Raw genomic sequence first — 10495 nt, forward strand, 5'->3', positions numbered from 1 at the left:
CGTCAGGCGCCCTGTTCCGCCGATGTGGTGACGCTGTGCTGTGCCTGTGAGTGCTGTTGCCAGCTCATTTCCGGGCTCGGCGGGGTCGGCAGCGCAGGCAGGTGCACGGTGAACACGGTGCGCCCCGGCACGCTGTCGACGGTCACCGCGCCTTCGTGTGCCGTCGCCACGGCCTGCACGATCGCGAGGCCGAGGCCGGTCGAGCCGGAGGCACGGGAGCGCGAGGAGTCGCCGCGCGCGAACCGTTCGAAGACATGCGGAAGCAGATCGGCCGGGATCCCTTGCCCGTTGTCCTCGACGTCCACGCACATCCACGGTCCGCGCCGCTGCACACGCGCGGTGACGGTGGTCCCGGGCGGGGTGTGGTTGCGAGCATTGCCGAGCAGGTTGACCAGCACCTGTTGCAGCCGGGCCGCGTCCGCCGACACGAGCGCGGGCTCATCCGGCAGATCGAGCCGCCAGTTGTGGTCCATGCCGGCCGCGCGGGCGTCGCTGATGGTGTCGACGACCAGCGGTACGAGGTCGGTCTGCTCGAACTGGAGCGGCCGTCCGGCGTCGAGCCGCGCGAGCAGCAGCAGATCCTCGACGAGGAGGGTCATCCGCCCGGCCTCGGACTCGATACGCCCAAGGGCGTGCTTGGTGTCCGGCCCGACGTCCTCTCTCCCCCGTCTGGTCAGCTCGGCGTACCCCCGGATGGAGGCGAGCGGCGTACGCAGCTCATGGCTGGCGTCGGCCACGAACTGCCGTACCCGCATCTCGCTCTGCTGCCGCGAGTGCAGGGCGGCGTGGACATGGTCCAGCATCCGGTTGAGCGCCGCCCCGACCTGCCCGACCTCGGTGTGCGGGTCGGTCTCGGACTCGGGTACACGCTCGCTGAGGTTCACCTCGCCGGTGTGGAGGGGGAGTTCGGAGACTCGGGTGGCGGTGGCGGCTACTCGGCGGAGGGGGCGGGTGGCCAGGCCTACGAGGACGGAACCGGCGATGCCCGCGGCCACCAGGCCGGCGCCGGTGACGCTGACCTCGATGAGGATGAGGGTGTTGAGGGTCTCGGAGACGTCGGTGGTCGGCAGCGCCACGTAGTACGCGCCGTTGAGGCCCTCGCGGTACTCCACGCGGTAGTCGCCGAGCCCCGTGATGGTCACGGTGTGGGCGTCGCCGTCCTTGGAGACGGCGTTCAGCTCGGCCATCTGCGTCTCGCTCAGCGCGTACGGCGTGGCGTCCGTGACGCCGTTGTCGTCCGTCGAGGCCTTGCTGAACATGCCCTCGGTGATCTCGCCGCCCACGACGTGCGCCGCGATCGTGCCGATCATCTGCTGCGGCCCCTTGGTGACGAACTCCGAGAGGTCGGGCACCCTGGGCAGCTTCTTCTCCGGGTCGTCCTCGGGCTTGGGCTGCGCGCCGGCCGGGGGCTCGGGGCCGGCGCCCGCCGCACGTCCCACCACCTCGCTGAGCTGGCTGTCCAGTTGCTCGTACAGGCGCGAGTGCATCGCGATCGTGGTCACCGTCCCGATGACGGCACACACCACCGCGACCAACGTCACCGCGGAGACGACGAGCCGCGTGCGCAGCGTCCGTGGCTTCCGAAATCGTCTCTGCTTCTTCTGCCGCTGCGCACCCGTCCGCCGTCGCCCACTCATGACGCCGCGGGCTTGATCAGGTAACCGGCACCACGCCGGGTGTGAATCATCGGCTCCCGCCCGGCGTCGATCTTCCGACGCAGATAGGAGATGTACAGCTCGACGACGTTGGCCTGGCCGCCGAAGTCGTACGACCACACCCGGTCGAGTATCTGGGCCTTGCTCAGCACGCGCCGCGGATTACGCATCAGGAACCGCAGCAGCTCGAACTCGGTGGCGGTGAGGTGGATGTTCTCCCCGGCCCGCGACACCTCGTGGCTGTCCTCGTCGAGGGTGAGGTCCCCCACGACCAGCATGGAGTCGGACCGCCGGTCGGCGGCCCCGGACCGCCGGATGAGCCCACGCAGCCGCGCGACGACTTCTTCGAGCGAGAACGGCTTGGTGACGTAGTCGTCCCCACCGGCGGTGAGCCCGGCGATACGGTCTTCCACCGCATCCTTGGCCGTCAGGAACAGCACCGGCACGTCCGGCAGTTCGCGCCGCAACCGCCCGAGGACGGCCAGCCCGTCCATGTCCGGCAGCATCATGTCCAGGACGACGGCGTCGGGCCGGAACTCCCGCGCGGTCTGGACGGCACCCGTGCCGTCCCCCGCACTCCGGATCTGCCAGCCCTCATAGCGCAGGGCCATCGACAGAAGTTCGGTGATCGACAACTCGTCGTCCACCACAAGCACTCGGACGGGGCTCCCGTCCGGCCTCAGCAGTTCGGTGCGCCCCTGGGGCGAGGTCGTGGTCATGCTGGACACCCTGTCGGGGGCGTCTGAGAACGCGCTTTCTGGAACCTGTGATTTTCCTGAGAAACGCACAGGGGGTTCTCAGGGGGTGCTTGGGAAGTTCTTGGCCGGGGGCACATTGGCGAGGTTGGTGGTGCCGAGCTTGCTGCTCGGGTTGGGTTCGGGGATGCGGGCGAGGGCGTTGATCGCCTTGACGAGGGGTTTCACCGCGTCGCCGTCGCGGGCACGGAGTCGTTCGAGGCCTTCGGAGGCCGCCCGCGTTGCCCAGGTGATCGTGTAGCTCAACAGGCTTCGCCCCTGGTGACGATGGCGTCGATCTCGGCCTGGCTGGACGTCGGACCGGCGACGGCCAGCGAGAACAGAGAACACCGCCACGTCGGCGAAGTCGATCGCCTGCTCGCGCGCGTCCGCGTCAGGGGCGGCGTCGGCCAGCGCCTGCGTCCACCAGTGGTTGAGGAACGCTTCGAAACCACCGGAGTCCGCCAGGGCGCCCAGCTCTGTATAGAAATCGGCGCGGTGATCGAGCCGCAGCGCCGCCCCGATGCCGTCGACCGTGCGCTGGACGACGTTGCCCGTGAACCCGGTGGCCTCCTGAGCCTCGGCCACCACCTTCCGCCACGCGCCTGCCATGTGCGTCTCCCTTCGCCGTGCGGCCAAGGTACCCGCGCGGCACCTCCTGAGACGGCTCAGCACGCTACGCATCGAGGCTCCCCGAGACGTCCAGTTCCGCCCAGACGGTCTTGCCCACGGTGAGCTTCTCGACCGCCCACCGATCGGCGTACGTACGGATGAGAAGGAGACCGCGGCCGAACTGGTCGCCGGGGTCGGCGGTACGGATGCCCGGGAGCCGTTCGCCTCGCGGATCAGTGACGGCGACCCGGATCGCCCGGCCGGTGAGGGACGTCTCGACGCGGAACAGACGGTCCCGGAGGCAGCCGTGCAGTAAGGCGTTCGTGCACAACTCGCTTGCCAGTAGGGCCAGGTCACCGGCGAGGCCAGGATGACCCCAGTTGACGGCGAGTTGGGCGACGTGTCGGCGGGCGAGGGGGATGTTGCGGGGGTACGGGGTGTAGCTGACGGTGTCGTAGCGGTCGTAGGCCTTGGCTTTGACCTTGGGGTTTACGGGAGGGCAGGAGTCCGTCACGGGGTCCTCCGGTGGTGGGGCGAGGTGAGGTTGGGGTGGCTCCGCCGTGCGGGCAGCACGGTGCGCTTCCGCCAACCACTTCGCTGAGTTGCCGCTTGAGCACCGAACGTAGCGAAGATCCAGTCCACCACGCAAGCAGTCTGGAGGAAATATGTCTTCACTTCAGTTGCAGTCCTCTCGCGCGGGACGGCAGACTGACGGCGGATCAAGGAGGTAACAGGCGTGGCAGCAGACGAGTTCAGACGTGGAGGCAGCGTCTCCACAGTGCTCGCACGCAAGTTGGGAGGCGAGTTGCTGCGCCTGCGGGAGAAGGCCGGCCTGACTCAGCCCCAGGCCGCGGAGGCGCTGTCGGCGACGGCGCCGAAGGTCGCGAAGATGGAGCGTGGATGGGTCCCGCTCCGCGACCCGGACATCCGTGTGCTGTGCGACCTGTACGGCACAACAGATCCAGAAGTCGTGGGACGGCTACTGAAGCTCGCTCGCACGGACCGCGAGCGCCGTAAGGCCAAGGGGTGGTGGAACCAATACCCCGGGCTCCACTCGCTCGTGGAGTATGTGGCCCTTGAGGACATCGCGACCAACGTCCGGACGTGGCAGTCGGCCATCATCCCCGGCCTGCTGCAGACCGCGGACTACGCCCGGGCACTGGCTGTCGGCAACGGCTCTTGGGAAGACCCGGACGAGATCGAACCGTTCGTCGAGTCCCGGATGACGCGGCAGGGTCGTCTGAAGGCCGAGAACCCATTGGAGCTGTGGGCTGTCGTTCACGAAGGGGCACTTCGCCAACTTGTTGGTGGGCGTGAGGTCATGCACGCCCAACTCAGCCACCTGGTCGACGTGTCGCGGCAGCCGAACGTGAAGCTCCAGGTGTTGCCGTTCCTGGCCGGTGCTCACCCAGGTATGACGAGCGCCTTCACCATCGTGTCGTTCGCGGAACCCGGCGCGATGGACGTGGTCTACATGGACACAAGCTCATCTACCCTGTGGCTGGAGAGCGAGGAGGACGCGGTTCGGCACAACAACACGTTCGAGCGGATCGCCCGTGGTGGGCTTGCTCCTCGCGATTCCACCGCCCTGATCGAACGCATCCGCAAGGAGCTGTGACCGTGCCGCACTTCGAGTTCGTCAAGTCCAGCTACAGCGGCGGCAACGCCGGTCAGGAGTGCGTCGAAGTCGCCCGCAACATCCCCGGCACCATCGCCGTCCGCGACTCCAAGACCGCGGACGGGCCGATGCTCCGGATAACACCGAAAACCTGGACAACCTTCCTCAAGGACGCTCTCGGACCGCGATAGGAAGATCTGCTACGCCTGACTGACTGCAAGGAAGTCAGACGTACAGCTTCCGCTTCTCGCGCTTCGGACTGCCGACCGATCCCTCGGTCACGTAAATCTCCCTGCCCTCACGAGTGAACCTCAGGTCTTCCTCAGGCTTTTCACGGAAGCTGTTCGTCCGCGAAGGCCACTGACATGATCGTGTCAGCCGCAGGGGGATGAACTATCAATCCACTGCGCATTCACTCCCCTGACCAAGGAGAACCATGCGCAAGTCCAGAATTTTGCTCGCCCCGAGCCTCGCTGTAGCCGTTCTGGCCACAGCCGGCCCCGCTTTCGCGGAAGACCCGACTCTCGCACCGACCGATACGCCGGTCGTTGGGACCGCTCCTCCGGCTCAGCCTGAAGAAAGCGATCTCGTCGAAGGCGCTCCTGAAACGCCGGCCCCCGCTCCGTCCGACGCCACCGCCACTGTGCCGGACGACGTGATCGTGCCGGCGCCCAAGGACAGCTTCACACCCGACGCACAGGCGTGCGAGCCGCGCTGGATCTACTACCCGACGAGCAAGGACAAGGACTACCACAAGGGCGTAGGAGCCGAGCAGGCGAACTACAACGGCACATCGCGCACTGCGAAGTCGACGTTCGTCTCGGAGGTCTCTGGCACGGTCGGCATCTCCTACACCGGCGAGTTCAAGGTGGAGGGTTCTGCGGCAGTCATCAAGATCGAGGGAAAATTCGGGGTGAACGTCTCTGCATCGCTCACTGCCAGGCTCGGCAACACGATCGCCGTTGACACACCGCCCCGGAAGACAACCTTCGCTCGCTACGGGGTTTACCGCCTCAAGAGCTACGGCTACAACCAGTACACGTACACAAACTGCACTAAGGGCGCGAAGAAGAACGTCACGATCTACACGCCGCACCGCATCGGCTGGGCCATTTGGGAGAAGTGAAATGCGTCCACGAACACTTGCGGGCCTCGGCATGGCCAGCCTGGTGTCACTTTCCCTCCTCACGGCCTGCACATCGGGTGACACAGGCGGCAAAAAGACTGCTGACAGCAACCATGCATCCCCGACAGACCAGAGCGTGGCGACCACGTCTCCCCATACGACATCGCCATCCGGACAGGTACCCCCCGAACTGGATGCCGATGAAACACTCGCGGGCCGCCAGAATCCGACGAGCGGAAACGCTAGTGTCGCGTACAAGGAGGGAAAGAAGGGCGACGCCCTCATCGTCGCGGTGCGCTGCCAGGGACAGGGGGAGATCAAGGTTTCCGTTCCGTCCGTCCACGTGTCGTTCCCCTTGGAATGCCTCGCCAATGAGGTCAGCACGACCTACAACCAGCTGGCCGTCAGTGGTGTCGACCGCAGCGGTACCGTCTCCGTCGCCGCCCCGTCACCCATCCGGTGGTCCATGACCATCGGCCGAGGGGTACCGACAAAGGAAGAACCGCCCCGTACTCAGTGAACTGTTTCAGCGTTGCCACTCCAGGCTGAGGACAGCCGCGGCGATTGACGTCATTCGATTCGGGCTGCCGCAGACAGCACCCGGTTGGCGGCTTGCTGGGTCGGTGTGAGATCGCGGTCCGGCGGGCGTCTGAGGGGCGTCGTCACCCAGGGGCTGGCTCCCATATAAGCCCGATCAGCGAGGACTGGGACGCCCTGGCGTCCACAGATAAGGATGATCCGGTGGGTGCCGGCCGCCGTCAGGTCGTGGGCACGGCCGGGCCAGGACGGGTGAGATCCACAGCAACCGCCCGGCCGGATCGGTCACGACCTGCACGTTCACTCCGTGCCGGCGGTGCTTGTGGGAGTGGTCGGCCCGGCTGTCACCGACCCGGTCGCACTCGGCAAGGGCGCCGTCGAGCCCGGCTAGGGCGAGCCCTTCACCGTTCGCCCAGCCCAGCGCGCGAACCGGCCCCAAAAGATCGCATCTTGCCAAGCTGAGAGCGCGAGTTCGGCTCTCGTCGCCCGCTCCACGAAGAAGACCGAGGTCAGAGGCCCAGTCCTTCTTGCTGTGCGTCGTGATCAGTGTCGCGTGCCAGACAGAGATCGGGCACTGTCGGCGAAGGAGACCTGTGGTCGAGTTTCGCCTCACCAGGTCTCAAAACACCAGGTCAGTGACGTGACGTGGTTGTTCCGCTCAGAATCTGTGCCGACGGCCACAGCGAGCGGGATTCACGTAGGCTCATACTGAGTCATGACTAAGCCTGCGGCACCGAAGCGTCATCTGCCCACCAGCCCCTTCAAGGCCCCGGTCGCACCGACTCCCAAGCACTTCGCCATGGGCGACCAGGTCACACACGACATGTACGGCCTCGGCCGGGTGGTCGGCATCGAGGACGGGATCGCGGCGCTCGTGGATTTCGGCTCGGCGCAAATGCGGATCTTGAGCCCGTACGCCAAGATGACCAAGTTGTAGAACCGCTGCTGTGCCCGGTTACGGCACGCCAGGCCCCATCAGGGACCTGTGACGAAAGGCAGATCTCTCATCGACTCGACTTCGCTGTTCTCCGCCCCGGAGGGGCAACCCCGACGTTCCACTGCAGTATCGCCGCCTCCCTCGACAAATCCCTTCCGGGCCCCGGACCTCGGAGAAGACGAGATCTTCTGGTCCGATGATGAACAGGTACCCGCCCCGGGCACGCGTGCGACGGGGCCCAAGGCTGCCTAGCGCTGGTCTCGACAACTACTCGCGAGCTGTCTCCGGCGCTGCGGTGAGGAGTGCGGCCGTCTCAGTCTCCGTCTCGTTCATCCCCGTTCACGGTCGTTGAGGCGAGACCCGAAGCAGTTCCGGCACCGGCGGGCTGGTCGTCGCCCATGAACCCAGGTGAACGAAGGCCCCGACCGCCCAGCGGCTGGGGCCTTCGTCGTTCTCTGGTTGCAGTTTTGGTTGCACTTCGGCCGCTGGGTTCCGGCCGACACGATCGCCAGTGCGACCTTAAAGCTGCCGGCACAGCAGTCAGCCGGCCAGGGGCAGGGCGGCCGCTATCGCGTTGCGGTCCTTGCGGTTGACCAGCGGGAAGATGATCTTCAGGCCTTGCTCGCTGTCCGGTGAGGTGACGACGAAGGACGAGTTGAGCAGGCGCTCCTTGATGTCCGAGCGGACGAGACCGGCGCGCGGAATGGTCATCAGGTGTTCCTCGGGCCGGGCGAACGTCGGGTGCGCTCGGAAGATGAAGATGCGACGGTCGGTCATGGCCAAGTACATGGGGGTCGGCGCAGGGATCACAGCCATTCCACCGCCGCTCATGATCGCTGAGGCTGCCGCGAAGGCTGCCGTCCGGCGTACGGAGACGGAACTCAGATTCACGATGGTCGCCACCTCAACCCGCTCTTCAGGCTCGAGCATGGGGTCAATGGCGGCCAACAGCAGTCGGCGGCGCTTTCCGTTCACAGGTGGTGCTCCTGAAGGTTGGGCTTGAACCGGACGAGCTGCTCCCCTCCGGCGTGCGACAATCCGCCTTCCCGAGCGCCACCACAGGGTCCCGATACCCGGAAAGCAGCCGCGGGCCGGACTCCCCCGCGAGGCTCGTCGGCGTGAATCGTCGGCATACCTTGCCATACACGGTCACCGACTCCGCACGAAGGCCCGGGCGGCCGCCAACGTCCAGCAGTGGTGCGCACCGCCCTCAGCACGGCCGCTATGACCGTCACCGACCGATCCACATGGAGCTACGGATCAGACGGTTCTCGAACCGGCCGCCAGGGCGGAGGCCACGGTGCCTCCTCACGCAAAGTCCTCAGCTCTGCTATCTGCAGCAAGCTCCGCCGAGCATGAGCGTAGAACTCGATCCGATGGACCTGCCCCGCCACTGTGACATTTCTTGATCCGGTTGCGCTCTTGGCCTGGGGGCCGGGAACGCCGGTTCCCGGTTTCCTGGGAGGGCTCAAGTGCTTTTCAGACGCGCCGTGCTGGCCGTAGGGATCGTCGTCGCCGCTGGTCTGCCGATGGCAGGGACCGCCGCGGCGGGGCAGGGGACTGCGGCCGGCCGGATCACCGCCACTGACTATTCCTCCGGCTCTCCTGCTCTCGTCTCGCTCGACCCCGTGAGCGGCGACGTCATCGGGACCTTCGCGCAGGGTGCCGAGGACGGCGTCCTCTCTCCGAAGGGCTCCACCGTGGCGTACATCCAGCGCGACGACACCTGCATTCCCCAGACTGAGGGCTGCATGTACGCCCGGAACCTGGTGGTCGCCGAGGCCGACGGCAGTGACCAGCACGTTCTGGTCCGGGGAATCGCACCCGAGACCAACGAGGCCCCGTACGTCGGGCACCCCGACTGGTCCCCGGACGGCAAGCGGATCGTCTACGACAGCCCGCGCGGCATGGAGTGGATCAACAGCGACGGCACTGGCCAGGAGGTGCTCACGACGACCGGCGGAGCAGGCACCTTCTCGCCCGACGGCAAGAGCATCGCCTTCGTGAGGACCACCACGTACGAGACGGCCGACGGCTGGGAGTACGGCAGGGACGTCTGGGTCCTGGACACCGCCACCCGGCAGGTGCACCAGATCAGCACCGCTCGCAACGCGCTGTCCACGCCCGTCGACTGGTCCCCCGACGGGCAGCGCATCGTCTATGTCACCGAGAACGGCCTGAGTGTCGTCGATGTGGCGAGCGGCGCCGTCACCGAGCTGCAGAGCAGCTGGACGACCCCGCTCAGCAGCATCCAGGGCCCCGTCTTCTCGCCTGGCGGCACCCGGATCGCCTTCTCCGCCATGGACGGCTTCGACTACACCCACAGCACCTACGTCGTCGACGCCGCCGACGGAAAGAACCTCCAGGTCCTCAGGGGCCAGGCCGTGACCCCCACTGACTGGATGAACAAGTAGCCTGAGCGCCGACCGCGGGCCCAGGCGGTGCCTGCGGCCGCGGCCGGCCGCCCCGTGGTCGGCGGCCCAAGAGGCGCGCAGTGGGCGCGACGGAGCGTGGTGGTCCAAGCGGCTCCCATGTGTGACAGCTCAGTTGTCGGACCGCTCAGCGAGGGTGTGCGCGACGAGGGCGTTGGCGTGACCGTGGCCCAGCCCGTGCTCGGCCTTGAGCCAGTTCACGAGCTCCATGTGCTTGGTCAGAGGCGAGGAGTGGATGAGGTCCTTCCACTCCGCGATCGGGCGACCGTACTTCTTCTCGATGGAAGGGAAGTAGCTGGCAGGGCCCTTCACGGTGGCGGTCATGTCAGTCGTCCTGTCTGTCCGTCGTCGCTTCGTTGTCGTTGCTGATATGACCGAGCGGCGCGAACGGAATCATCGGCGGAGAAGGTGCGCTGCGTCACATCTCCTGCTCACACACCTCCTGCTCGCCGACGTGCGGGGGCAGGTTGAAGAGCGGAAACAGCCGCTCGGTGTCCCGGAAGACATGGATGTCAGTGATCCGGTCCCCGGACATACCGCTTCGCCAGTGCCCGCTGAACGGCGTCGGGCGAATGCACCGCCGTGTCGCCTGTCTCTTCGCGGCGGGCGGCCAGTGTGGCGCGGGCTCGCGGTGGCGGGGGCACCTAGGCCAGGGCCTCCCAGAAGCCCAGGACCGCAGCTCGAAACCTCCTCAGAACAACCCGTCCTGCACCCCCGCTCCCCGTTCCCCGAACTCCCGTACCGGCACCGTCACTTCCCCCACGCCCTCGGCGGCCGGCACCAGCTCCCACCCCGTCATCAACCGCGTATCAACCACGACCACCCCGCCCTCACCGTCCCCGGC

General features: G+C 66.8%; 12 protein-coding genes and 2 pseudogenes. 6 read left to right on the forward strand and 8 right to left on the reverse strand.

Annotation, left to right across the window (positions count from 1 at the left end; genetic code table 11):
* Positions 1 to 2 precede the first annotated feature (2 nt).
* From L0P92_RS18620 to L0P92_RS18635, 4 genes are all read right to left on the reverse strand, one after another.
* On the reverse strand, positions 3 to 1637 hold the full coding sequence (locus tag L0P92_RS18620; RefSeq protein WP_234763871.1) for a sensor histidine kinase: 1635 nt from the start codon (positions 1635 to 1637) through the stop codon (positions 3 to 5).
* The gene (locus L0P92_RS18625) at positions 1634 to 2374 is read right to left on the reverse strand and encodes a response regulator transcription factor (RefSeq protein WP_234763872.1); all 741 of its coding nucleotides are present in this window, start codon (positions 2372 to 2374) and stop codon (positions 1634 to 1636) included. The genes L0P92_RS18620 and L0P92_RS18625 overlap by 4 nt, the downstream gene beginning before the upstream one ends.
* Positions 2375 to 2452: 78 nt before the next feature.
* Positions 2453 to 3001 carry a hypothetical protein gene (locus L0P92_RS18630; protein ID WP_234763873.1) on the reverse strand — a complete coding sequence of 183 codons (549 nt, stop codon included), beginning with the start codon at positions 2999 to 3001 and terminating at the stop codon, positions 2453 to 2455.
* Between the two features lie 64 nt (positions 3002 to 3065).
* Positions 3066 to 3515, reverse strand: a complete 450-nt coding sequence (locus L0P92_RS18635; RefSeq protein ID WP_234763874.1) for an ATP-binding protein — start codon at positions 3513 to 3515, stop codon at positions 3066 to 3068.
* Positions 3516 to 3737: 222 nt separating this feature from the next.
* On the opposite strand from L0P92_RS18635, the gene L0P92_RS18640 reads away from it, so the two are divergent.
* From L0P92_RS18640 to L0P92_RS18655, 4 genes are all read left to right on the forward strand, one after another.
* Entirely contained in the window at positions 3738 to 4619 is an 882-nt protein-coding gene (locus L0P92_RS18640; RefSeq protein ID WP_234763875.1) for a helix-turn-helix domain-containing protein, read from the forward strand.
* A gap of 2 nt (positions 4620 to 4621) precedes the next feature.
* Positions 4622 to 4810, forward strand: a complete 189-nt coding sequence (locus L0P92_RS18645; RefSeq protein WP_234763876.1) for a DUF397 domain-containing protein — start codon at positions 4622 to 4624, stop codon at positions 4808 to 4810.
* 245 nt (positions 4811 to 5055) lie between these two features.
* Complete coding sequence (locus tag L0P92_RS18650; RefSeq protein WP_234763877.1) at positions 5056 to 5745, forward strand: hypothetical protein; 690 nt, start codon at positions 5056 to 5058, stop codon at positions 5743 to 5745.
* 31 nt (positions 5746 to 5776) lie between these two features.
* On the forward strand, positions 5777 to 6265 hold the full coding sequence (locus L0P92_RS18655) for a hypothetical protein (protein ID WP_234763878.1): 489 nt from the start codon (positions 5777 to 5779) through the stop codon (positions 6263 to 6265).
* Positions 6266 to 6271: 6 nt separating this feature from the next.
* Here L0P92_RS18655 and L0P92_RS18660 read toward each other — a convergent pair.
* Positions 6272 to 6664, reverse strand: a pseudogene (locus L0P92_RS18660) (transposase family protein); the annotation flags it as partial.
* 333 nt (positions 6665 to 6997) lie between these two features.
* Here L0P92_RS18660 and L0P92_RS18665 point away from each other — a divergent pair.
* The gene (locus tag L0P92_RS18665) at positions 6998 to 7219 is read left to right on the forward strand and encodes a CarD family transcriptional regulator (protein ID WP_234763879.1); all 222 of its coding nucleotides are present in this window, start codon (positions 6998 to 7000) and stop codon (positions 7217 to 7219) included.
* A gap of 540 nt (positions 7220 to 7759) precedes the next feature.
* Here the strand turns inward: L0P92_RS18665 and L0P92_RS18670 are convergent.
* Complete coding sequence (locus L0P92_RS18670; RefSeq protein ID WP_234763880.1) at positions 7760 to 8194, reverse strand: hypothetical protein; 435 nt, start codon at positions 8192 to 8194, stop codon at positions 7760 to 7762.
* A 497-nt stretch (positions 8195 to 8691) separates the two neighbouring features.
* Between L0P92_RS18670 and L0P92_RS45505 the strand changes: the two genes are divergently transcribed.
* Positions 8692 to 9633: a DPP IV N-terminal domain-containing protein gene (locus tag L0P92_RS45505; protein WP_234763881.1), complete on the forward strand. Its 942-nt coding sequence runs from the start codon at positions 8692 to 8694 to the stop codon at positions 9631 to 9633.
* Positions 9634 to 9762: 129 nt separating this feature from the next.
* Here L0P92_RS45505 and L0P92_RS18680 read toward each other — a convergent pair whose 3' ends face one another.
* Positions 9763 to 9975: a DUF4287 domain-containing protein gene (locus tag L0P92_RS18680; RefSeq protein WP_234763882.1), complete on the reverse strand. Its 213-nt coding sequence runs from the start codon at positions 9973 to 9975 to the stop codon at positions 9763 to 9765.
* Positions 9976 to 10342: 367 nt separating this feature from the next.
* Positions 10343 to 10495, reverse strand: a pseudogene (locus tag L0P92_RS18685) (DUF2797 domain-containing protein); the annotation flags it as partial.

Origin of the sequence: Streptomyces muensis, assembly GCF_021474425.1 — a bacterium.
GTDB classification, from domain to species: Bacteria; Actinomycetota; Actinomycetes; order Streptomycetales; family Streptomycetaceae; genus Streptomyces; species Streptomyces muensis.

Coding starts and splice junctions, on each gene's coding strand:
- L0P92_RS18620 (WP_234763871.1), bottom strand. CDS start 1,637: ATGAGTGGGCGACGGCGGACGGGTGCGCAGCGGCAGAAGAAGCAGAGA.
- L0P92_RS18625 (WP_234763872.1), bottom strand. CDS start 2,374: ATGACCACGACCTCGCCCCAGGGGCGCACCGAACTGCTGAGGCCGGAC.
- L0P92_RS18630 (WP_234763873.1), bottom strand. CDS start 3,001: ATGGCAGGCGCGTGGCGGAAGGTGGTGGCCGAGGCTCAGGAGGCCACC.
- L0P92_RS18650 (WP_234763877.1), top strand. CDS start 5,056: ATGCGCAAGTCCAGAATTTTGCTCGCCCCGAGCCTCGCTGTAGCCGTT.
- L0P92_RS18655 (WP_234763878.1), top strand. CDS start 5,777: ATGGCCAGCCTGGTGTCACTTTCCCTCCTCACGGCCTGCACATCGGGT.
- L0P92_RS18665 (WP_234763879.1), top strand. CDS start 6,998: ATGACTAAGCCTGCGGCACCGAAGCGTCATCTGCCCACCAGCCCCTTC.
- L0P92_RS18680 (WP_234763882.1), bottom strand. CDS start 9,975: ATGACCGCCACCGTGAAGGGCCCTGCCAGCTACTTCCCTTCCATCGAG.